Source organism: Amycolatopsis sp. NPDC102389 (assembly GCF_044765885.1).
Lineage (GTDB): Bacteria > Actinomycetota > Actinomycetes > Mycobacteriales > Pseudonocardiaceae > Amycolatopsis.
On the sequence record NZ_JBIWKX010000004.1, the window covers coordinates 106858 to 129029 of the forward strand.

20 protein-coding genes are annotated in these 22172 nt (G+C 68.0%); 14 read left to right on the forward strand and 6 right to left on the reverse strand.

All coding sequences use genetic code 11. The features are described 5' to 3' along the window. Window positions 1-48: 48 nt before the first annotated feature. Genes ACIRGA_RS06065 through ACIRGA_RS06085 form a run of 5 tightly spaced genes read left to right on the forward strand, consistent with a single transcriptional unit; the run spans window position 49 to window position 4163 of the window. Window positions 49-591 (forward strand): RNA polymerase sigma factor, encoded by a 543-nt coding sequence (locus tag ACIRGA_RS06065; RefSeq protein ID WP_400937091.1) that lies wholly within the window; start codon window positions 49-51, stop codon window positions 589-591. Then, the gene (locus ACIRGA_RS06070) at window positions 588-1403 is read left to right on the forward strand and encodes a zf-HC2 domain-containing protein (RefSeq protein WP_400937094.1); all 816 of its coding nucleotides are present in this window, start codon (window positions 588-590) and stop codon (window positions 1401-1403) included. The genes ACIRGA_RS06065 and ACIRGA_RS06070 overlap by 4 nt, the downstream gene beginning before the upstream one ends. 17 nt (window positions 1404-1420) lie before the next feature. Continuing rightward, window positions 1421-2224: an ABC transporter ATP-binding protein gene (locus tag ACIRGA_RS06075; RefSeq protein ID WP_400937097.1), complete on the forward strand. Its 804-nt coding sequence runs from the start codon at window positions 1421-1423 to the stop codon at window positions 2222-2224. After that, window positions 2221-3594 carry a hypothetical protein gene (locus ACIRGA_RS06080; RefSeq protein ID WP_400937100.1) on the forward strand — a complete coding sequence of 458 codons (1374 nt, stop codon included), beginning with the start codon at window positions 2221-2223 and terminating at the stop codon, window positions 3592-3594. Before ACIRGA_RS06075 ends, ACIRGA_RS06080 begins: the two co-directional genes overlap by 4 nt. Window positions 3595-3602: 8 nt before the next feature. Then, window positions 3603-4163 carry a hypothetical protein gene (locus ACIRGA_RS06085; RefSeq protein ID WP_400937368.1) on the forward strand — a complete coding sequence of 187 codons (561 nt, stop codon included), beginning with the start codon at window positions 3603-3605 and terminating at the stop codon, window positions 4161-4163. Window positions 4164-4211: 48 nt separating this feature from the next. On the opposite strand, the gene ACIRGA_RS06090 is transcribed toward ACIRGA_RS06085, so the two are convergent. Further along, on the reverse strand, window positions 4212-4622 hold the full coding sequence (locus ACIRGA_RS06090) for a PPOX class F420-dependent oxidoreductase (protein WP_400937103.1): 411 nt from the start codon (window positions 4620-4622) through the stop codon (window positions 4212-4214). A gap of 255 nt (window positions 4623-4877) precedes the next feature. Between ACIRGA_RS06090 and ACIRGA_RS06095 the strand changes: the two genes are divergently transcribed. Continuing rightward, window positions 4878-10097: an AAA domain-containing protein gene (locus tag ACIRGA_RS06095; RefSeq protein ID WP_400937105.1), complete on the forward strand. Its 5220-nt coding sequence runs from the start codon at window positions 4878-4880 to the stop codon at window positions 10095-10097. Between the two features lie 194 nt (window positions 10098-10291). Here ACIRGA_RS06095 and efeB read toward each other — a convergent pair whose 3' ends face one another. Genes efeB through efeU form a run of 3 tightly spaced genes read right to left on the reverse strand, consistent with a single transcriptional unit; the run spans window position 10292 to window position 13528 of the window. Further along, a complete protein-coding gene (gene efeB, locus ACIRGA_RS06100; protein WP_400937108.1) occupies window positions 10292-11557 on the reverse strand; it encodes an iron uptake transporter deferrochelatase/peroxidase subunit in 1266 nt (421 codons plus the stop codon). Beyond that, window positions 11554-12684 carry an iron uptake system protein EfeO gene (gene efeO / locus ACIRGA_RS06105; protein ID WP_400937111.1) on the reverse strand — a complete coding sequence of 377 codons (1131 nt, stop codon included), beginning with the start codon at window positions 12682-12684 and terminating at the stop codon, window positions 11554-11556. The genes efeB and efeO overlap by 4 nt, the downstream gene beginning before the upstream one ends. A 4-nt stretch (window positions 12685-12688) precedes the next feature. Further along, entirely contained in the window at window positions 12689-13528 is an 840-nt protein-coding gene (gene efeU, locus ACIRGA_RS06110) for an iron uptake transporter permease EfeU (RefSeq protein WP_400937114.1), read from the reverse strand. A gap of 275 nt (window positions 13529-13803) precedes the next feature. Between efeU and ACIRGA_RS06115 the strand changes: the two genes are divergently transcribed. Next, on the forward strand, window positions 13804-14511 hold the full coding sequence (locus ACIRGA_RS06115) for a murein transglycosylase (RefSeq protein WP_400937116.1): 708 nt from the start codon (window positions 13804-13806) through the stop codon (window positions 14509-14511). On the opposite strand, the gene ACIRGA_RS06120 is transcribed toward ACIRGA_RS06115, so the two are convergent. Further along, a complete protein-coding gene (locus tag ACIRGA_RS06120) occupies window positions 14484-15404 on the reverse strand; it encodes an NAD(P)/FAD-dependent oxidoreductase (RefSeq protein WP_400937119.1) in 921 nt (306 codons plus the stop codon). The two genes, ACIRGA_RS06115 and ACIRGA_RS06120, sit on opposite strands and share 28 nt — an antisense overlap. A gap of 54 nt (window positions 15405-15458) precedes the next feature. On the opposite strand from ACIRGA_RS06120, the gene ACIRGA_RS06125 reads away from it, so the two are divergent. Then, window positions 15459-16028 carry an XRE family transcriptional regulator gene (locus tag ACIRGA_RS06125; RefSeq protein WP_360081899.1) on the forward strand — a complete coding sequence of 190 codons (570 nt, stop codon included), beginning with the start codon at window positions 15459-15461 and terminating at the stop codon, window positions 16026-16028. A 33-nt stretch (window positions 16029-16061) separates the two neighbouring features. Here the strand turns inward: ACIRGA_RS06125 and ACIRGA_RS06130 are convergent, their stop codons facing one another. After that, a complete protein-coding gene (locus tag ACIRGA_RS06130; protein ID WP_400937122.1) occupies window positions 16062-16475 on the reverse strand; it encodes a tetratricopeptide repeat protein in 414 nt (137 codons plus the stop codon). 71 nt (window positions 16476-16546) lie between these two features. On the opposite strand from ACIRGA_RS06130, the gene ACIRGA_RS06135 reads away from it, so the two are divergent. The 6 genes from ACIRGA_RS06135 to ACIRGA_RS06160 all read left to right on the forward strand — a co-directional run bounded on the left by ACIRGA_RS06135 (window position 16547) and on the right by ACIRGA_RS06160 (window position 21922). Next, a complete protein-coding gene (locus tag ACIRGA_RS06135) occupies window positions 16547-17035 on the forward strand; it encodes a VOC family protein (RefSeq protein WP_400937125.1) in 489 nt (162 codons plus the stop codon). Between the two features lie 104 nt (window positions 17036-17139). Continuing rightward, entirely contained in the window at window positions 17140-18426 is a 1287-nt protein-coding gene (gene eno, locus ACIRGA_RS06140) for a phosphopyruvate hydratase (RefSeq protein WP_400937127.1), read from the forward strand. A 186-nt stretch (window positions 18427-18612) separates the two neighbouring features. Beyond that, window positions 18613-18975 (forward strand): septum formation initiator family protein, encoded by a 363-nt coding sequence (locus ACIRGA_RS06145; protein ID WP_123799156.1) that lies wholly within the window; start codon window positions 18613-18615, stop codon window positions 18973-18975. A gap of 18 nt (window positions 18976-18993) precedes the next feature. After that, window positions 18994-19509, forward strand: coding sequence for a DUF501 domain-containing protein (locus tag ACIRGA_RS06150; protein WP_400937130.1), 516 nt, complete (start codon window positions 18994-18996; stop codon window positions 19507-19509). Window positions 19510-19692: 183 nt separating this feature from the next. Next, window positions 19693-20892 carry a lytic transglycosylase domain-containing protein gene (locus ACIRGA_RS06155; protein ID WP_400937133.1) on the forward strand — a complete coding sequence of 400 codons (1200 nt, stop codon included), beginning with the start codon at window positions 19693-19695 and terminating at the stop codon, window positions 20890-20892. 76 nt (window positions 20893-20968) lie between these two features. Further along, window positions 20969-21922, forward strand: coding sequence for an exopolyphosphatase (locus ACIRGA_RS06160; RefSeq protein ID WP_400937135.1), 954 nt, complete (start codon window positions 20969-20971; stop codon window positions 21920-21922). The last annotated feature ends 250 nt before the right edge of the window (window positions 21923-22172 follow it).

The following is a 22172-nucleotide window of genomic DNA, read 5'->3' on the forward strand; positions in this document are numbered from 1 at the left end:
ACACAATCGGGTGAGAACCGTTTCGATGATCTCGGCGTCTTGCGGGATGTGAAGGGAACGGAACCGGACGAAGAGCAGCTCGTCCGCCGCACGGCCAAAGGAGACCGTGCGGCGTTCGAGGAGCTCTACCGCCGCACGTCGCCGTGGCTGGCCGTACGCCTGCGCCGTCGCTGCGCCGATGAACAGATCGTCGCCGAGGTGATGCAGGAGACCTACCTCGCGGTCTGGCGCGCGGCCGGCGCGTTCGCCGGTTCGGCCGTCGGCGGGAGCGCGGTCGGCTGGCTGTGGACGATCGCCGCGAGGCGGCTGGTCGACGCCTTCCGCCGCCGGGCGAAGTTTGCGCAGCCGCCGCCGGTCGCGGAACCGGCCGTCTCGCCGGCGGCCGAAGACGAGGCGCTGGCCGGTGCGGTCGGTGACCACGTCGGTGACGCGTTGCGACGGCTCGCTCCCGAACTCCGCCAGGTCCTGCAGGCCATGGTGCTCGACGGGCTGACCGTCCGCGAGACCGCGGTCCTGCTCGGCGTGCCGGAAGGAACCGTCAAAACCCGCGCCAGGCGGGCTCGGATCGCGATGCGGGAGGCGCTGTCGTGAACAAGGAACACGTGTCCGAACAGCTCCTCGCCGGTTACGTCCTCGGGGACGACGGCTTGGCCGGTGACGAGGTGTGGGCGGTCGAAGCCCATCTCGAATCGTGCGCGGAATGCCGGGGGAGGTTGTCCGCCTTCAGCCTGCCGTCGGTGTCGGCGCTGGTGGACGACGTCTGGGCCGGGCTGGGGCCGAAACTCGCCGAAGCGGGACCGAGCCCGATGCGGAGGCGGTGGGCCGGACGGCTGCACACCTGGGTGACGCCGGTGATGCTGCCGTGGCTGGTGATGATCCTCTTGATCCCGGCGATCGGCCTCCTGCTGGACGGGATCGGGTTCACCGGGAGCAAGGGCTACTCGTTCGTCCAGCTGTTCTCGCCGGTCCTGCCGGTGCTCGGGGTCGCGGTTTCGTGGGCGAAGGGGCTCGACCCCGCGTACGAACTCGTCACCTCGACGCCGAGGGCCGGGCTCTACCTGCTGCTCCGCCGGACGACGGCGGTCCTCGCCGTCGTCTTGCCGATCCAGGGCCTTTCGAGCTGGCTCGCCGGCGGCGGATTCGGGCTCGGTCTCCTGCCGAGCCTGGCCTTCACCACCGGGACGCTCGCGCTCGGCGGGCTGATCGGGGTGACGCGGGCGGCCTATGTCCTCGCCGGGGTCTGGGTGGCGGTGATCTTGGCGCCCGCGGTGGCTTCGCAAGGGCGTGCCACCGCGCTCGAACCCCGGCTGCTCCCGGTGTGGGGCGCGATCTTCGCGGTGACCGCGGTCGTGGTGGTGCTCCGGCGGAGCGTCTTCGGCCTGCTCACCGGATCCGAACGTTGAACGAAGGGGAGAACATGATGCGTGCTGTCGGGGCCGCAGAGGTCGCACCGACGACCTATGCGTGGCAAATCAAGGCGGAGGGACTGAAGGTCCGGGTCGGCAAACGCAAGTTCGCCGTGAACGGGCTCGACCTGGACCTGGGCGCGGGGGTGCACGGTCTGCTCGGCCCGAACGGGGCCGGGAAGACCACGCTGATCCGGGCACTGGCGACGGTGCTCCGGCCGGCGGAGGGAGGGCTGGCGCTGCTCGGTGAATCCGTCGGGGGGTTCACCGATCAGCGCCGCCTGCGCCGCCGTATCGGCTATCTGCCGCAGAATTTCGGTTTCTACAAGCGTTTCACCGTCCGTGAGTTCGTCGAATACATCGCCTGGCTCAAGGAAATGTCCAAAGAGGACATCCCGGCGGCGGTGCAGCGGTCGATCGAACGGGTCGGGCTCGCCGATCGCGCCGACGACAAGATGAAGACCCTGTCCGGCGGCATGGTGCGCCGGGTCGGGATCGCGCAGGCGATCGTGAACGATCCGGACATCCTCCTGCTGGACGAGCCGACCGCCGGACTCGATCCCGCGCAGCGCGTGCGGTTCCGGGAGCTCATGCAGGAACTGGGCCGGGACGCCTGCGTCGTCGTCTCGACGCATCTCGTCGAGGACGTCGCGACGGCCTGCACCGACGTCGTCCTGTTCGAAAACGGGAGGCTCGTCTTCCAAGGGACTCCGGACGAACTGGCCGCGGCCGGGAGCGAGGAGCACGTCGGCGACAGCCCGATCGAGCGTGGCTATTCGGCGCTGCTGGGGCACGAGCCGGGGAAGGGGAACTGGTGAACACGCGCGTCCTGCGGACCGAAGTCCGCCGTTCCATCGCCCCTTGGGCCACGCTCGCGATCCTCGTCGTCGCGTTCGGCTTCCTCTATTCGTTCAGCGGTCCGTGGACAAAGGCGCCGCTGGCCTGGAACGAACACTGGACGCACGCGGCGGAGTGGAGCCGGTTCCTGCTGGTGTTCCTGTGGCCGATCGCGATCGGCGCCGGTGTCATCCAAGGTATGCGCGACAGCCGGTCCGGCACGGTCGAACTCATGACCACCATGCCGCGTCCCGGATGGCAGCGGGCCGCGAAACTCGCCGGCGCGCTGGGCGGCCTGCTGGTGCTGGGCTATCTGCTCATCTTCGCCGTCGGTGCCGTCCAGGCCGCCTTCAACGGCGGGTTCTTCACCTTCGGCTGGCTGCCGATCGTCGTGGCCGGTGTGCTCGCGATGCTCGCGGGCGCCTGGATCGGGCTGGGGATCGGCCGGTTGCTGCCGCATCCGCTGACCGCGCCCGCGGTGGCCGTCGCCGCTTTCGTGACCGTTCTCCTGTTCCAGTTCGCCGGATCGGAGGGCAGCGCGCTGGCCGGGATCGTGCCGTTCCGGGTCTCCATGCTCTCTCCGGCGCTGGACGTCGTCAGGGATCCGTTCAGCACCACCGCGAGCCGGATGGATCTCGGGCAGGTGGTCTGGCTGGCCGGGCTGGCCGCGACCGGATTCCTCCTGCTGGCGGCCCGATCCAAGCGGGCGAAGGGACTCGCCGTCGTCCCAGCCCTGGTGGCGGTCGTGATCGCCTTGCCCGTTCTTCCCGGCAGCACGGCCGAAGCCGAGGTCTCCGACCCGGCCGCGACGGAGATGGTCTGCGACGGCCCGGTCTGCGTGCCGCGCATGCTCGAGGCCGAACTGCCCCGTCTCGCCGGGCCGGGCAAGGAAGCGTTGCGGCTGCTGGGAACTCTGCCGGACGCGCCGGTGAAGGTCGCGGTACTGGACCGGCGGCTGGGCTACGACGAGGTGCCGCCGCGTGCCGCCGACACCGTCTACGTGGACCTGGTGGATTGGTCCATCCGTTCGGCCTTGAACTCGGACGACATGACGCGGACACTGGTCGCCGGTGCCGGGACTCCGACCTGCTACAGCCTCCATGGCGTCAACGGGTCCTTTTTGGACGAACTCACCGCGCGGTCGATCTCGGCGAGCTGGTTCGTCGGCGAGTGGCGCCTGTCCGGGGCGACCTGGCTGAGCGAGGACAAGAAGAACGAGGTCGTGCGGAAGTGGGAGACCTTCCGCGCCCTTCCGCCCGAGGTACAGCGAGAGCGGATCATCGCGCAGCGGCGGGCGGGCCTGACCTGTCAGGGCACCCAGATCGACATCCTGCTCGGAGGCGCGCGATGAGGTGGGCGGTGCTGTACGCGCGGTCACGCGCCATGCCCGCGTCGTTCGCGGGACTGGTGGTGAGCATGGCCCTGATCTGGTTCCTGGCGCGGGACCACTGGTCGGAGATCCCGGTTTCCCTGGCGCTCCTGGTGGCGATCGCGGTGACCGCGATCGGCCTCAGCGGCCAGGACACCGATCTCGACCGGACCGCGGCGATCCGCTGGGCGCCGCGCCGCGTCGTGCATCTCCTGCTGATCGGCGGCCTCGCCGTCGGCGCCGCGCTGCTGCCGCGGCTGTGGGAGGTGGATCGTGTCCCGGTGGAGATCGTCGTGCGGAACGCGGGCGGGCTGCTCGGTCTCGCCGGGATCTCCGCGGTCCTGTTCGGCGGGGCCTTCGGGTGGGCGTTGCCGCTGCTCGGGTTCGCGGTCGCGGTCACGGTCGCGGTCACCACGTCGGGCTCGGAGAGCTCGCACCGGGTGATCACTTGGCTCTTCCAGCCCACCGGCGTCGCGGAAGGCACGTGGACCGCGGTGGTGCTGACCGTGGCGGGCCTCGGGATTTACGCGGTCTTCGGTAACCGCCGCTGAAGGGCCGGGAAAGGGTCGTTGTCGACGACCCTTTCCCGGCCTCGCGGGTCAGACGTTCCGGTTGTGCGGAACGAGATCGAGCGGGTCGTGGTCCGGATCGTCGACACCGAGGCTGATGATCCGCGTCGGGTGGATCCGGATCACCGCGCCGTCGAAATGCCCGTCGGCCGTGCGGGCGCCGGTCAGCGCCTCGGCCCGGCCGCGGATCTCCAGGCAGCGGATCCTCGGCGGGTCCTGTGAAGGCATGTCGTCCACCACGAACGCGGCCTGCCCGTTGGCGGCCACGTTCCGGAACTTCTTGCTCTTCGCCAGTTCGTAGCCGGTGATGTCGATCGTCTCGGTCTCGGTGTTGTAGGCGTAGCCGACGGGGCTGACCTGCAGCGTGCCGTCCGGCTGCGCCGTCGCGAGCCGTCCGAGCCCTTGGGTGGCGAGGTAGTCGAGTTCCGCTTCACTGAACATGACGCCCAGTGTGTGACCTCCACTTAACTGGAGGTCAAGAGAACCGTCAGACCGGTAAGTGTCACGTCATCACTACCTGGACCAGGCGCGTTTGTTTCTTGAATGAGGTACTGGTCATCAGATGGTGGTTCGTCGGCCGGGCGGCGCCCGAGCAATTGAGGCGGGTTTCGTAACGGTGTGGTGTCGGCTGTATCGCCTTACACCACCTGGGCGATGAGAACTTTGATCTATTCGGTGGCGAGAAGGGTGACGGCTGTGGCGAACAAGGACGCTGCTCCGAATTCGCGGGGTACGGCGGTCGATCGAGCGGTCAGGCTCTTCCAGTTCCTCGCGCGAAGCCAGCAGCTCAAGTCGAACTCGCCCCGCACCACCGACAGGTACGACTCGGTCCAGTGGTTCTGGCAATTGCCCGAGCATCCGGCCATCCGGTCGACGCACCGCGAGGAAGCGCCCGAGCCGGGCGATGTCTTGCTCTCGGTCGAGAGAGTCGCGCACCAAGAACCACCCGAGCCGGACACGGAGCTGAAGTCTTGGCTGGACGGTGAATGGGACGACCCGAACGCACAGCCACGGCTGCGCGAGTCGATCGGTGAAGGTGATCAGCGCGTCTTGCTCGAGAAGACGCCAGGTATTCGCAACGCCCACGTCGAATGGGCGGCTCGGTGGTCGAAGTGGGCTGAACGTGAACAAACCGACCAGCCTGCCCGGGACGTCTACAATGATTTGTTCTCCGCCTATGTCACCGCGGCCGCGCATGCGGAAGAGCTCGAACTGGTCATCGGCGTCGGCTGCCTGTCGTGGGCCCCGCCCGGTCACTACGTCGTCCGCCGGCACCTCGCCACGGTGCCCGCGACGATCCATTTCGACGACGCTACCGGCCGGTTGACTCTCCACCAGGCCGAAACGGCTGACGGCTTGAACATCGAGCTGGACATGCTTGATCCTGGTCGTGTCGCCAACCCTCAGCATGTGGTGCAGATCAGGAACGAAGGCCGCGAGGTCACCGCCGCGGTGCTGAACCGCGAGATCGTGGGCGGCGTGTTGCGGCGTCTCGTGCACGCTCTCGATGGAGACGCCGCGTACCTCGACGAGGACGACGTGCAGAAGCCCGGTACGCACGCGGCGGCGGCGTTCGCCCCCGCCTTGATTCTGCGCAGGCGTTCGAGCCAGGGAATCGTCGACATCCTCGATTCGGTCGCCGCGCAGATCGACGAGTCCGGTGTCGTTCCGGACGGGCTGCTGCCACTCGTCGACCCGGACCACCGACCTGCGGCGGAGCGCTCTCCTGAACCTGGTGCCTTGGTCGAGGTCGACGATGAACCCTTCTTACCGCTTCCGGTCAATGACCGGCAGCTGCGTGTCCTGGCGCAAGTCGACTCGAAGGCCCAAACTCTCGTCCAAGGTCCTCCTGGGACCGGCAAGACGCACACCGTCGCCGCATTGCTGTCCCACCTGCTCGCACAGGGGAAGCGGGTCCTCGTCACCGCGCACACCGATCGGGCGCTGAAAGAAGTCCGGGCGAAGCTGCCGGAAGCCATCGCGCCGCTGGCCGTTTCGGTCGTCGGATCCTCGCGGTCGGACCTGGCCGACCTCAAGGTCGCGGTGGAGCGGATCAGTCATATGGCCAGTGAGTACGACGCTGGCGGGGCGCGAAGGGCCATCGACGATCACCTTGGCTCGATCGAGGACCTGAGGCTTCGTCGCGCCGGTTTGTACCGGCGTTTGATCGACGCGCGTGGCGGGCAAGTGGTGAAGCACGACATTTGTGGCTACCACGGCACCCTGGCCGGCATCGCGCAAAGGCTGGAAGCGGAACGTCCGCGTTTCGGTTGGCTGGAGGGCCTGGTCGACGTGCCCGGTGTCGTTCCGTCCCCGATCGCCGCGAGCGACATCGCCGAATGGCATCGGAGTGTCGTGGACGATGCGCTGAACGCCGACGAGGCGGAGTCTCGACTCAAGTTGCTGCCGCTCGCTGATGTGCCCACACCAGAGGCGTTCTTCGTGCTCGTGGCTGCGGAACGACAGGCCATCGCAGTGGAAGAGGGGCACGGAAGCCTTACGCAGCACACTGCGTTCGACGCTGTCCGCCGCCTCGATCAGGCCACGCGAACCGTTCTTCGCGAGCGGCTCAACGGGTTCGCACGAGAAGCCGAGGACCTTTCCAGGCGTCGCGAAGAGTGGATGAACGACGCGCTTTCCGACGTGCTCGTCGGGCGTGCGAACCACTGGCGGTCGCGCTGGAACCAGATCGCCCAGCTCATCGGACGCGTCGGTCCGCTCGTCGAGCGCCTCGGCCCGGTCACCGAGGTACGGGTCGATTCTGCCGACATGGGTGTACTCGTCGCGCTGGCAGGGACACTTCGCGCACATGTCGGTACCGGTGGAAGGCTCAAGGTCAATCCAGACGGTTCGCCCAAGACCGGAGCGCTCGCCCCCAAGGCCGTCAAACAGGCACTGCCGCTGTTCCAGGCCGTCCGGGTGAATGGAATCCCGCCGACCACGGCAGACCAGCTCGACGCGTTCCTCATCTGGGCCGACGGCAGCAGGACACTGGACGCGCTGGACCGGGCGTGGCCGGAGTCGGTGCGTATTCCCGCCGAAGACACATTGGGCGAGCGTCTGCAGTGGCATGTGACCGAGCTGGAGCAGCTGCGTCGAGTCTTGGCGCTGGGCGAAGCCCTCGAAACGGAGGAACGAGGTTTGGCAGGACGCGGCCTCCCGCGCCCGAACTGGACCGACCTCCATGCTGTGCAGACCTACGCCCGGCTCGTCGATGCCGCCGCGGCTTCCGATGCACGCACCGCCGCGACCACGCCGTTGCTGGACGTCGTCCGGGTCATCACTGACGTAGCCCAGTGGGCGGACGCGGCGCCATGTGTGAAGCACCTGATGCAGGCTGCAGAGCAACGCGACCACGAGTCCTACGCTGCCGCTCACCGGAGGATGGTGCGCCTGACGGAAGTCGCAGAGCTGGCGCGTCGACGCGACGAGATCGCGGCTACTCTCGCTCACCTGCTGCCGCGTGTTCATGGGGCGGTGTCGGCGGATCCTCGTGACCCCGCCTGGCTGGAGCGGCTGGCCGATTGGGAGTCCGCGTGGTCGTGGACCGTTGCGTTGAAGTGGCTACTGGCACGGAAAGACGAGGACGTCAATTCACTCCAGGCCGAGGTGCTGAACGTCGAGAAGCAGATACGCGGCCGGGTCGAACGGCTGGCGGCCGAGCGGGCGTGGGGGCATGCCGTGTCCCCGGAGCGGTTGTCCGGTAAGGCGCGCGCCGACCTGCTTCAATACGCGCAGCTGGTCAAACTGCTCGGCAAGGGCACCGGGGTGTACGCGAACCAGCGCAGGGCCGACATCAAGGCCGCGATGGACCGTTGCCGCCCGGCCGTACCGGTTTGGATCATGCCCGTCTATCGGATCGCCGAGCAGTTCCGTATCCAGCCCGACATGTTCGACGTCGTCATCGTGGACGAGGCATCGCAGGCGGGTTTGGAGGCGACGTTCCTTCAGTACCTCGCGCCCAAGATCGTGGTCATCGGCGACGACAGGCAGGTTTCGCCCACGGCGGTGGGTGTCGACCAGCAGCAATTGCGCCACCTGGCAGACCAGTACCTGTGGGACAACCCGTATCGGGCGACATGGCAGGAACCGAAGAGCAGTCTGTTCGACGAAGCGAAGAAGCGCTTCGAGGGCATGACGACGCTTGTGGAACATCGTCGCTGTGTACCGGAGATCATCGGCTTCTCGAACCGGATCGCTTACGAGCCGGATGGCATCCGGCTGGTGCCCGTACGCCAATACGGTGCGGATCGTCTTGAACCGATCAAGCCGGTGTTCCTCGAGAACGGCTATGAGCGTGGCGTGACCGACAAGGTCAACCCGGTCGAGACGGACGCCATCGTCGACCAGATCGAGAAGTGCATCGCCGATCCTCGGTACGACGGGTTGACGTTCGGCGTCGTTTCGCTGCTTGGCCGCGCCCAGGCGAAGAGGATCGAGAAGCGCTTGTTGGAGCGCATCCCGCCCGAGGAGTGGAAGGCACGTGAACTGCGATGCGGTGATTCGGCCGACTTCCAGGGCTCCGAACGCGACGTGATGTTCCTGTCCATGGTGAAGGCGGCCGAACCGGGTAAGCGGATCGCGTCGCTCACCCAAGACATGTATGTCCAGCGTTTCAATGTCGCGGCGTCCCGTGCCAAGGACCAGATGTGGGTCTTCCACTCCCTGCGCCTGTCCGACTTGGGCAATCCCGAGGACATGCGTTTCCAGCTGCTGGACTACTGCTACGCGCTGTCCGGGCGGGCCGACGACGTGGATGGCGCCAGGTGGTCGAGCGTCCCTGACGATGAGCGCGTGAAACCCTTCGACTCGTTGTTCGAGCAGCGTGTGTTCAACCGGATCGTCGATCGTGGGTACAGCGTCGTCCCGCAGTTCCCGGCTGATGGCTATCGAATCGACCTGGTGGTCGTAGGTGCCAAGGCCAGGCTGGCGATCGAGTGTGACGGTGACGCCTGGCACGGCCCTGAGGCGTATGGCCGCGACCTCGCCAGGCAGCGTGACCTCGAGCGATGCGATTGGCGGTTCTTCCGCATTCGCGAGTCGGAGTTCTACGTCGATCGGCCGGCGGTCCTGGCCCGGCTGTGGGACACGTTGCACAGTTTGGACATTCACCCCTCCGGATGGACATCGGATGGTGAAGATCCGTCGGCTGTGGAGCCACGACAACAGGTGGAGGACACCGAGGTTGCTCCGATGACGGTTCGGCTTGAATCGGTGGTGCCAGAACGACCAGCCCTCACTGAGCCGGTTGTTTCGCAGCAGACCTCGCACGTTCCGGCGGTGGATCCCGTTGTGCTGCCGCAACCTGTGGCCGCTGCCGAGAACCCGGAAGTGGCAGGGACAGTGCTCTTGGAGCGCGAGGATGAGTTGCCGCCGATGACTGACGGGAAGCAAAAACCGCCCGGAGCGGATTCCATCCTCGCCGGGTACGGGCAGTTCAGTGGAGCCGCCGTCCAGGTGGGCACAGCGTCTAGGCGGGAACTGGTGGAAGGTCTGGTGCGGATCGTCGAGGCTGAAGGGCCCGTCCTCGGCAGCAGGCTGCACACAGCCTATGTCCGGGCGTCCGGAGCCGTCAGGGTCACGAAGCTGGTCGCAGGTGAGCTGAACAAGGCGATCGCGCAGGCGGTCAGGCAGGGTCAACTGGTCGAAGACAACCCACTCGGCAAGAGCGGGGTCAAGCCACGCACCTACCGGCTTCCTGGTCAGCCGGAGGTGATGACTCGCCAGTTGGGGCCACGTTCTTTCGAGGAGATGCCTCCGACCGAGCTGGCGACGTTGCTCGATCACGTCACCGACAGGGACGGCGATATGGGAGCGGAAGTGTTGCAACGGGCCGTCTTGGAACTGCTCGGTTTGAAAAGGCTCACCGACAACGTCAAGAATCGCTTCGCCGAGGTTTGGGCTCTTCGGTCTTGAGAGATCGTCTTGCGTTCGGGTAAGCGAAGGTTCTCTGGTCGACGTGACCGGACCGGTCACGTTGGACTGTGTGGATTTCGGGTCATCCAACGCCCCAAAATCCACACAGTCGAGGCAGAGACCGGCATTAGGCCGAAATCACTGCCTTGCCTGTGAACATGACGCCCAGTGTGTGACCTCCACTTAACTGGAGGTCAAGAGAACAGGCCCTCGCCCCAGAAACCGCCTTCGCGCACACCCGGAGGCACGGCGAAATGGGCGGATCCGTTGTGCTGCAGGTACTCCATCATCGCGTCCTTCGACGACAGCGCCTGCTGCATCGGCACGAACTGCTTGCGCGTGTCCCGGTTGAAGGCGAGGAAGAACAGCCCCGCTTCGAGATGCCCGACGCCGTCGGAACCGTCGACGAAGTTGTAGCCACGACGCAGGATCCGCGCGCCGTTCAGGTTTTCGTGCGAGGCCAGCCGGACGTGGGAGTCCTCCGGGATCAGCTTCTCGCCGCCGGCGCCGCCGACCTGGAAATCGGGGGTGTCGAATTCGGCGGCCTGGCCCAGTGGCGCACCCGTGCCCTTGGACCGGCCGACGATTCCTTCCTGGCCCTTCAGCGATTCCCGGTCCCAGGTCTCGATGTGCATCCGGATCCGCCTGGCCACCAGGTACGACCCGCCCGCCATCCACGGTTGCCCGTCTTCGGCCGCCGCCCACACCTGGTCGCGCAGGACGTCGGTCTCCTCGGCCTTGATGTTGCGCGTCCCGTCCTTGAAGCCGAACAGGTTCCGCGGCGTGGACTGCGCCCGTGACGTCGACGAGCTGCGGCCGAAACCGAGCTGCGACCAGCGCACCGCGGTGACGCCGAAGCCCAGCCGCACCAGGTTGCGGATGGCGTGCACCGCGACCTGCGGATCGTCCGCGCACGCCTGGATGCAGATGTCACCGCCGCCGCGCGCGGGATCGAGTTTGTCCTGCGGGAACAGGGGGAGGTCGATCAGCGCGGCGGGTCGTTTCGGGGCGAGCCCGAACCGGTCGTCGAACAGCGAGGGGCCGAAACCGATCGTCAGCGTCAGCGAGGACGCCGCCAGGTCGAGCGCCTCGCCGGTGTCGCTCGGCGGGGCGGCGGGGGCGCCACCGACGGCGCCGCCCGTCCCGACCTCCTGGCCCACGGTCATCCGCCGGGCCGCGTCCGTCCACGTGCGCAGCAGCTTGACCAGCTTTTCGCGATCCCTCGTCGTCACGTCCAGCGCGACGAAATGCAGGTTCTCCTGCACGGGAGTCACGATCCCCGCCTGGTGCTCGCCGTGGAACTCGACGACGCTCTGCGCCGCCTGCGCCGGGCTGCCCTCGCCGAGCAGCCGGTTCGCGCCGAAGCCCGCCGCGGCGCCGGTGCCGACGAGGGCGGCGCCCGCGCCCGCCATCCCGAACAGCTTCCGGCGGGTGACCGGGGTGTGCTCCGCCCCGGTCATTGCGCCGCGACCTCGGCGACCTTGCTCAGCGGTTCGCTCAGCGCGTCCACCGCCGACGCGAATTCCTTGACCTGGTCCTGGCTCAGCGTGGTGTACAGCTTGAAGCCGTCGCCTTCCCGCTGCTTGTCCAGCAGTGCCTGCACGTTGCCGAACTCCTTGTCCAAAGTGGACACCAGGGCCGGGTCCTTCTCCTGCAGCAGCGGGCGCAGCGAGGCGATCGCGGCCTTCGAACCGTCGAGGTTGCCCTGGAAGTCCGAGAGGTCGGTGTGCGAGAACGCCTCTTCCTCGCCGGTGATCTTGCCGGTGGCGATCTCGTCGAGGAGCTCCTTGGCGCCGTTGGCCAGGTCGAGCGCGTTCAGTTCGATCGACGCCGACTTGGTGACCAGTTCCTTGACGTCGGCGAGCAGCTGATCGGCGATCTGGCCCGCGTCCGGCTGCAGGCCGGTCACCCAGAGATCCTTCTCCAGCCGGTGGAACCCGGTGAACTTCTGGCCCGGTTCGAGGTCGGCCTCGCGCGCGTCGATCTTCGGGTCGAGGTCGCCGAACTTCTCGGCCACCGGCTCGACCCGCTCGAAGTAGACGCGTGTGCGGGCGTACGCGGCCTTCGCCTCGTCGACCTTGCCCGCCTTCACCAGAGCGACGAACTTGGTGGTCTCCTCCTCGAGCGCCTTGGTGTTGTTCGCGACGTACTCCGCGTAGCTCTTGACCGCCTGCGCCTTCTGCGAGTTCGGGTCGTTCTGCTTCGCGCCGCCGCCGGTGACGGTGAAGTCACCGCGGATGCCGGTGCCGGTCATGCCCGGTTTGCACGCGGTCTGGTACTTGCCCGCTTCGGCGACCTGGACGATGAGCCGCCGGTTCAGCCCCGGCGCGATGTTCTCGACCTCGCCCATGATCCGGTCGCCCTCGGCGTAGAGGTAGAACTCGGTGACCTTGGTGCCCTTGTTGGTGATCTCGAAGGTCACGTTGCCCGCGTTCGCGGTGTTCACCGAGACGGCACAGGCGCTGTCGGAGGCTTCGACCTTGATCGGGCCGCCTGCCTCGGCGGGCTTTTCCTCGCCGCCACCGCAGGCGGTGAGCACCAGGGCGCCGGCGCCGGCGAGCGCGACGAGCGGGAATCGACGGGACAAGAGGTCACTCCTTGATCGCGGCCGCGACGGGCGCCGCGGCCTTCTTCTTGGGCCTGAGGAACAGCGGCAGCACGATCGCGACGTACGCGATCCACGCGACGGCCTGCAGGACCGTCGTCTGCTGCGAATAGTTGAAGATCCCCTTGAGCAGCGCGCCGTACCAGCTGTCCTCCGGCAGGACGGCCGACGCGTCGAACGCGAGCGTGGTCAGCCCGGGCAGGAAGGCGGCCTCCTGCAGATCGTGCAGGCCGTAACCGAGTACGCCCGCCGCCACGAACACCAGCAGGACACCGGTGATCGTGAAGAACTTGCCGAGGTCGAAGCGGACGGCGCCGCGGTAGATCAGGTATGCCAGCACGACCGCGACGAGGATGCCGGCGGTGAAGCCGATCAACGGCTCGGTCGTGCCGCCCTGCGCGGTCTGCACGGTGGAATAGAAGAACACCGCCGTCTCCAGGCCTTCGCGGCCGACGGCGAAGAACGACAGGACGAGGACCGCGACCGGGCCCACGTCGAGCGCTTCGTCGAGTTTCCCGCGCAGTTCCGCGGCGATCGTCCTCGACGCCTTGCGCATCCAGAAGATCATCGCCGTCACGAAGCCGACCGCGACGATCGACAGCGTGCCGCCGAGCAGCTCCTGCTGTTCGAAGGTCAGCTGGGCGGTGGAGTAGGTGAGGATCGCGCCGACCCCGACCGACAGCAGGACCGCGACGCCGACCCCGAGCCAGACCCAGCGCAGCGCGTGCCGTCGTTCGGTCTTGACGAGGAACGCGACGAGGATGCTGACGACGAGGGCCGCTTCCAGACCTTCACGCAGGCCGATGAGCGCACTCGCGAACCACACGTCGTTCTCCCTGGTCGTGCCGACTGAACCCTCCTGGTTTTAGGTAAGGCTTCCCTGAAAGTCCAGGGGGAGTGACGTGGTCTCGAACTGGACGAAACGCTTGAAGAGGTCTTGATCGGACGGGGCGTTCGTGAGCATCCCCAGGTCAGCGCGACGTCGACGGTTCACATAACGAATCGGCCGCCGGGGACCGGTCGCCGATTCGTTTTACCGTCAGTTGGCTTCGTAAGCCGAATGGGTCATCGCCCGGAAGTGTGGCGAAGTAACCTGTCCGGGTGGCCGAAACCGCCCAGAGCACCGACGCCCCGGAGCACCATGCGCGCCCTCTGCCGCCGTACGTCCCCAGGCTTGCCTTCGCGGGCGGGCTCGTCCTCACGGGCGTGGTGCTGATCATGACGGTCGGGGTGAACCGGCCGGCCGGGGAGGAGCCGCCACCTCCGGCGCAGCAGCCCCAGCCCGCGCTCGCGGTTCCCGACCAGAAGCCGCGGCCGGGGGTGGCGACGCCGCGCGCCGGGCTCGCCGCGCCGCCCGACCGGCCCACCGTTTCCGACGCTGCCGAACTGGAGACCTGGGCGAAACGGGTCGCCGCGAAGACCCGGCTCTCCGTCACCGATCTGTCCGCGTACGGCCGGGCCGAGATGTGGCTCCGGCGGCAGAAGCCGGGCTGCCATCTGTCGTGGGCGACCCTCGCCGGTATCTCCCATGTCGAGACGGCGCAGGGCAGGCCCGGGCCGATCACGCTCGCGCCCGAAATCTGGGCCAAGCACTCCGCCCGGGCCAGGAGCGACGGCAAACAGCCGGACCCGAAGGATCTCGACGACGCCGCCTTCGCCACCGCCCGCTATCTGTGCGCCGCCGGCGACGACGTCGCCACCCCCGACGGCTGGTGGAAGTCGATGCGGGTCTTCAACCCCGCGGTGCCCTACGTCCAGGATGTCTTCAGCGCGGCCGACACCTACGCGGACGCCAGCGTCGCGCCCTGATCTTCGAGCGCCAGGTCGAAGTTGAGCGCCGCGGCCATCCGGTAGGCGTCGCCCGCCGCGACGACGAGCTGCGCCATCGGATCGACGACGTTCCCCGCCGCCCAGACGCCGTCCACGTTCGTGCGGCCCTGCGCGTCCACCGCGATCGAGCCGCTTTCGGTACGAGCGCAGCCGATCTGGGCGAGAAGGCGGTCGTGCGGGACGAACTTCGGGCCGACGAACACGACATCGCGTTCGACGAATTCGCCGTCGACGAGCCGGACGCCGGTCAGCCGGTCGTTTTCGACGGCGAGCTCGGACACCTTCCCGTCGACGATCCGGATGCCCAGCCCGGTCAGCTTCGCCCGGTCTTCGGCCGAGAGCTGCTGAGTATGCGTGAAGAAGGTCAAGTCCTTGCTCCATTGCCAGACGATCAGCGCCTGGTGGACCGCCTTGTCGGAAGTGGCGAGTACCCCGAAACGCTGATCGCGCACTTCCCAGCCGTGGCAGTACGGGCAGTGCAGCACGTCGGTGCCGAAGCGCTCCGCGACGCCTGGGACGTCCGGCAGTTCGTCGGCCAGCCCGGTGGTCACCACGATCCGGCGGCCGCGGACGACCCGGCCGCCCGCCAGTTCCACCGCCTTGTCGTGCCGCAGCCGGTGGACGACGTCGTCGACGATCTCCACGCCGTAGCCGCGGACTTCGTCACGGCCTATCGCGACCAGTTCTTTGGGTGGAATGCCGTCCCTGGTCAGGAAACCGTGGGCGTGCGCGGCGGGCGCGTTGCGCGGGGTGCCGCCGTCGATCACGACCACCCCGCGCCTTGCCCTGCCCAGCACCAAAGCCGCGCTGAGACCCGCCACGCCACCACCGATGATCACCACGTCGTATTCGTCGTTCATGCTGCCGAGCATCCGGATTCGCGCGAAAGTTGGCAAAGTTCATTGCCGATTTGGCAAACTGGAGGCATGGAGGACATCGAACGACGGCTCGCCGAGGTCGGCCCCAAGCTCAAGGCCCTTCGGAAGGAACGCGGCACCACTCTCTCCGCTCTCTCGGAGGCGACGGGGATCTCCGCCAGCACGCTCTCGCGGCTCGAATCGGGCTCCCGGAAGGCCACGCTGGAGCTGTTGCTCACGCTGTCGGCGGCACATCAGGTCCCGCTCGACGAACTGGTCGGCGAGCCCGAACCCGCCGACCCGCGGGTCCGGATGAAGGCACAGAAGTTCGGCCGGTTCACCGCGTGGGCGCTGACCGCGCAGCCGGGCCAGCCGCAGGCGTTCAAACTGCTGATCCCGGTCGAGGACATCGAGCCGGTGCAGCGCACGCACGAGGGCTACGAATGGATGTACGTCCTCAGTGGACGGTTGCGGGCGCTGCTCGGCGATCGCGACTTCACGATGGGTCCCGGCGAGGCCGCGGAATTCGACACGCGGGTGCCGCACTGGTTCGGCAGCGCGGGCCCGGGGCCGGTGGAGCTGCTGGTGCTGTTCGGCAAGCAGGGTGAACGGGCCCACCTGCGGGCCAGGTCGAAGTGAGAGCAAAGGTCCCTTGCTCCCCCGGCGACGGGCTCAGTCGCGCAACGCGATCCGCGCGCTGACCTCGCTGATCGCTTCCAGATATTCCGGGATCGGGTGCATCGCCGACGCGATCCGCATCTGCGCGAGCGCCTCGGTCAACCGGCCGAGGCGCTGGAGGGTCCGTCCGAGGACGAACCGCGCGTAATGATCGGTGGGATCCAGCTCCAACACCCGGGTGAAAGCGCGCTCCGCCCGCCGCAACTGTGCGGAGTGGAAATACGCGCGGCCTGCCAGCAACTGAACACTCGGTTTGTCGGTTTCGTGCTCCAGCAAGGGCTCGAGGGCCTTGAGCGCGTCGAGCGGCCTGCGGCTTTCGACCAGCGCCTCCGCCTGTCGGAAGGCGCGGAACCGTGACTCGCCGGACGAGTCCTGACCTGGTTCTGGGGCGGGTTCGGCATCCATCATGGTCCGCTCCACGATACGCCTGGGCAGGGTCGATCTCGACTGCTGAAACGGTCATGGTGGACTGTCCTGCCATGAGCAGTGCCGAAGCGGATAGGCCCGAAAACGAGCCCGGATACCTCGGGCTCGCGCCATACCTTTACTACGCCGACGCCACCGAGGCGGTCGCGTGGCTGGTCAGAGTGTTCGGGTTCACCGAAGAAGTGCGCTTCGCCGACGCCTCCGGAGAGGTGTTCCAGGCCACGCTGTGCGCCGGTCCGGCCAAGATCCAGCTGGCCGGCGTCGGCCCCGAGTACTGGCAGGCCAAGGGTGTCGACGGCCCGGTCGGGCAGCTGAACATCGTCTACGTCGCCGACGTCGACGCGCAGTACGAGCGGGTCCGCGCCGCGCTGGGCGACGACGCCGACATCGACGCGCCCCAGGATCAGCCGTACGGCGCCCGCGTGTTCACCGTCTCCGACATCGGCGGCAACAGCTGGACCTTCTGGCAGCAGTTCTCCGACACCGTCGAGCTTCCGTCGGGCTGGAAGGAAGTCCGGGCGGACGAACCTGCCGATTCTTAGGTTCGGTCAGCGCGCATTGTGGCGCGTGCCTCCAACGGGTGAACTGCGGTGACGGCTAGGCTGGGCCCGGTCACCGCAGGCACAACCCACATGAGGAGCATGGCGTGGCGCTCATCGAGCAGGTAGGCGCTCGCGAGATTCTGGACTCGCGAGGCAACCCGACGGTCGAAGTGGAGGTGGCTCTCGACGACGGCACGCTGGCGCGGGCCGCGGTCCCCTCGGGTGCGTCCACCGGCGAACACGAAGCCGTCGAGCTGCGTGACGGCGACACCGGCCGGTACAACGGCAAGGGTGTCGAGCGCGCGGTCGCGGCCGTCCTCGACGAGATCGGCCCCGACCTGGTCGGCACCGACGCCGTCGACCAGCGCATCGTCGACCAGAAGCTGGTCGACCTCGACGGGACGCCGGCGAAGTCCCGCCTCGGCGCGAACGCCATCCTCGGTGTTTCGCTCGCCGTCGCGAAGGCCGCCGCCGAATCGGCCGAGCTGGAGCTGTTCCGCTACCTCGGCGGCCCGAACGCGCACGTGCTGCCGGTGCCGATGCTGAACATCCTCAACGGTGGCGCGCACGCCGACACCGATGTCGACATCCAGGAATTCATGATCGCGCCGATCGGCGCCGAGTCGTTCCGCGAGGCCCTGCGCTGGGGCACCGAGGTCTACCACTCGCTGAAGTCGGTCCTGAAGGGCCGCGGCCTGGCGACCGGCCTCGGCGACGAAGGCGGCTTCGCGCCCAGCCTGAAGAACAACCGCGAAGCGCTCGACCTGATCCTTCAGGCGATCGAGAAGGCCGGGTACGCCCCGGGCCGCGACGTCGCGCTCGCGCTCGACGTCGCCGCGACGGAGTTCTTCTCCGACGGCGCGTACACCTTCGAAGGCGCGAAGAAGAGCGCCGAGCAGATGTCCGCCTACTACGGCGAGCTCGTCCGCGACTACCCGCTCGTGTCCATCGAGGACCCGCTGAGCGAGGACGACTGGGACGGCTGGGTCCAGCTGACCACCGAGATCGGCGAGAAGGTCCAGCTGGTCGGCGACGACCTGTTCGTCACCAACCCGGACCGCCTCGAAGAGGGCATCACCCGCCGCGCCGCCAACGCGCTGCTGGTGAAGGTCAACCAGATCGGCACCCTGTCGGAGACCCTCGACGCGATCTCGCTGGCCACCTCCTACGGCTACAAGTCGATGATGAGCCACCGGTCCGGCGAGACCGAGGACACCTTCATCGCCGACCTCGCCGTCGCGACCGGTGTCGGCCAGATCAAGACCGGCGCCCCGGCGCGCGGCGAGCGGATCGCCAAGTACAACCAGCTGCTCCGCATCGAGGAGACCCTCGCCGACGCGGCACGCTACGCCGGCGACCTCGCGTTCCCGCGGTTCAGCACCGAGGGATAACGAACGATGGCGGACCGGGGGAGGGCGCGGACCCGTCGTAGCGGGCGCGCGAGCGGTGGCGGCTCCAGCAGGGGCCGCCGGCCGGAGCGCGCCCGTCGCACGACGACGACGGAGGTCCGCGCCCGAACCCGGCTGCGCCGCAGCCTGGCGGCGAAACGGGCGTCGGGTGCCGCGAAGGTGCTCGGCATGTCCACCACCCGCCGGGCCGCGGTGGTGGCGATCGTGGTGTGCGCGCTCGCGTTCACCATCGCCGTCCCGCTGCGCACGTACCTCAGCCAGAAGTCCGAGGTGAACGAACAGCAGCAGCTGCAGTCCGAGCTGCAGCGCAGCGTCACCCAGCTCGAAGGACGCAAGGCCGAGCTGAGCGACCCGGCGCAGATCGAGGCCGAGGCCCGAAAGCGGTTCGGTTTCGTCAAGCCCGGCGAGACGCCGTACATCGTGCAGCTCCCCGAGGACAAGGCGCCCGAGCAGGGGCAGCCGCAAGGTCAGCAGCCGGTCCCCGCGGGCTCCTGGTACGAGAAGCTGTGGGATCAGGTCGCGGGCGGCTGAAGCTCTCCCTTTAGCCTTATGGGTGTGAACAGCACGGAAAAGTCTTCATACGAGCCTGTGACCGACGCCGACCGCGAGATCATCGCGGAACAGCTCGGCCGGGCACCCCGTGCGCTGCGCGCCGTCGCCGCGCGCTGCCCGAGCGGCCACCCGTCGGTCGTGCAGACCAGCCCCCGCCTCGACGACGGCACGCCGTTCCCCACGCTCTACTACTTGACCTGCCCGAAGCTGACTTCGATGGTCGGCACGCTCGAGGCGTCCGGGCTGATGAAGGAGATGACCGACCGGCTCGCGGAGGACCCCGAGCTGGCGGCCGCCTACCAGCGGACCCACGAGAGGTACCTCGCCGAACGCGACGCCATCGATTCGCTCGGGCACGAGGTCAGCGCGGGCGGAATGCCCGGCCGCGTCAAATGCCTGCACGTCCACCTCGCGCACACGCTCGCCGTCGGCCCCGGGGTGAACCCGTTCGGTGACGAAACCCTCGCGCTGCTCAAGGCCAACGGATGGCCGTCGGGCGACTGCCAGGGGTAACACCGGCCGCCGGTGTACAGATAGTTCCTCCAGGTGGGTTAATTCACCCGATGTCGGCAACTGGTCCTCCTCAATGGGGTGAAACCGGTCACGGTATGCGGCAGGCTGTGTACCAGTCGTGGGTTGTCGGGGTGGGCGAGTACCGGATCGCCGAATGGTGATCCGCCGGGAGGGTTCTGAGGTATGCGCGTGAGGCACGTGCCAGGCGCGGTGACCGGTGCTGTGACCATGGGCTTTCGCCTGAGATACCTACCTCGAGCCGCCAGGAGACTCTGTCTCCGGCACCGCACGATCGCCGCGGTGACCGGAGGTGTCCTCGCCATCGTCCCGGCCGGTGCCGCGGTCGTCGGGACCGGCAGCTGGATCGCGACGGCGAGCACGATCCACAGCGACAACGTCGCCCTCGTCGGCGGCTATGACCCGAAGAACCCACTCGTCCAGCAGATCGGTGTCGACGGCAGCCTGCCGAACGCGCCGACCCCGCTCCCGCTCCCTGCGGACGAACTCCCCAACGGACCGCTCGGCATCCCGGTCACGGCGCTCGCCGCGTACCGCAACGCCGCCGACATCCTCATCGCCGAACAGCCCGGCTGCCATATCGACTGGGCTTTGATCGCGAGTATCGGCCGCATCGAGTCCAACCACGCGCGCGGCGGTTACGTCGACGCCAAGGGCAACACCCTCGAACCGATCCTCGGCCCGCAGCTCAACGGCGCCGGACCGTTCGCGGCCATCCCGGACACCGACGGCGGCAAATTCGACGGTGACCCGGTGTGGGACCGCGCCGTCGGCCCGACGCAGTTCATCCCGTCGACCTGGGCCCGCTACGCCTCCGACGGCAACGGCGACGGCGAGTCCAACCCGAACAACATCTTCGACGCGGCGCTGGGGACGGGCCGGTACTTGTGCTCCGGCGGTCTCGACCTGTCCAAACCGGATCAGCTGCGCGCGGCCGTGTTCCGCTACAACAACTCGGACACCTACGTGAACACCGTGCTGATCTGGGCCGAGGCCTATCGCACGGGAGTGCTGCCGACGCCGGACAGCAAGGTGCCGATCGGCGCCCCGAACGCGGCGGCCGCTCCGCCGCCCACGTCGGTGCCGCCGCCTCCGGTGCCGTCGACGCCGCCCGGTTCGGTGACGCCGCCGCCGTCGAGTTCGCTGCCGCCGAGCAATTCGGGTTCGTCGTCCAAATCGTCGTCGTCGACCCCGAAGCTGCCGCAGTGCCCGACGGTCACCGTGACGGAGACGCAACCGACTTCGACCACGAGCACGAGTCCGACGACCACGACGCCTACTCCCGCGCCGACCTGCTCTTCGCCGACGACGACCACAACGACGACGACGGTGACGTCATCGGGCTCCAGCACCAAACCCACCTGATCGCATTGACTACTCCATCCATGCCCCCGCCACCACCCTCAACGGAGAAGCTCCGCTCCGCTGTAATCTCCGGGGCATGCCTCGTGTTGCCGCGATCGACTGTGGGACCAACTCCATCCGCCTGCTCGTCGCCGAGCTGACCCCCCGCCACGACGGGACGGTCGACCTGCGCGACCTGCACCGCGAGATGCGGATCGTCCGCCTCGGCCAGGGTGTGGACGCCACCGGCAGGCTGGCCCCCGAGGCGCTCGAGCGCACCCGTAAGGCACTGGCCGACTACACGATCGCCGCGCGCCGCAAGGGCGTGGAGAAGGTCCGCATGGTCGCGACTTCCGCGACTCGCGACGCGAGCAACCGCGACGAGTTCTTCGCGATGACGCGTGAGGTGCTCGGCACCGAGGCCGAGGTCATCAGCGGCGACGAAGAGGCCCGCCTTTCGTTCGCCGGCGCCGTCGGCGAGCAGGATCCCGACGACGGTCCCTTCGTGGTGGTCGACGTCGGCGGCGGCTCGACCGAACTCGTGGTCGGCACCTGGGACGGCCGCCAGGCCGAGGTCATCGCGGCCAAATCGGTCGACATCGGCTGTGTGCGCATCACCGAACGCGCGCTGAAGTCGGACCCGCCGACCGCGGCCGAGATCGCCGAAGCCCGCGAGCTGGCCGCGAAGGTGCTCACTGAGGCCTTCGACGTCGTGGACGTGTCCACCGCCAAGACGTGGATCGGCGTCGCCGGGACGGTCACGACCCTGACGGCCGTGGCACAGGGCCTGTCGGAGTACGACTCCGAGCGCACGCACCTCTCGAAGCTCTCCCACGCCGACATCGACCGCGTCGCGCAGTCGCTCCTCACGGCCGACCACGCGACCCGCGCGGCGAACCCGGTGATCCACCCGGGCCGGGTCGATGTGATCGGCGGCGGTTCGGTGATCGTGCAGGTGCTGGCGGAGCAGTTCGCCACGCGCGGTGGTCCCGACCAACTGGTGATCTCCGAGCACGACATCCTCGACGGGATCGCGTTGTCGTTGGCTTGACAGTCGGGTTTTCTCTTACGTGAAGCCATTTCTTTAGGTGATCAAGCGGTGACCTCCAGTCGGGATTGGGCCGTTCGGCCCAGTCTCGTTCCTACCAACGTTGTGCTCTGACCGGGTGGTCCGGAAGACCGTCACACATTTGCAACACCAACGCACTGTGATCGGCTTCACCGGTCCCATAGCGTCGTCTCACCTTCTGGGCGGTAGGGCGCGACCAGCGCTCGCCGGACTATCCGACGACGAGAGTTGG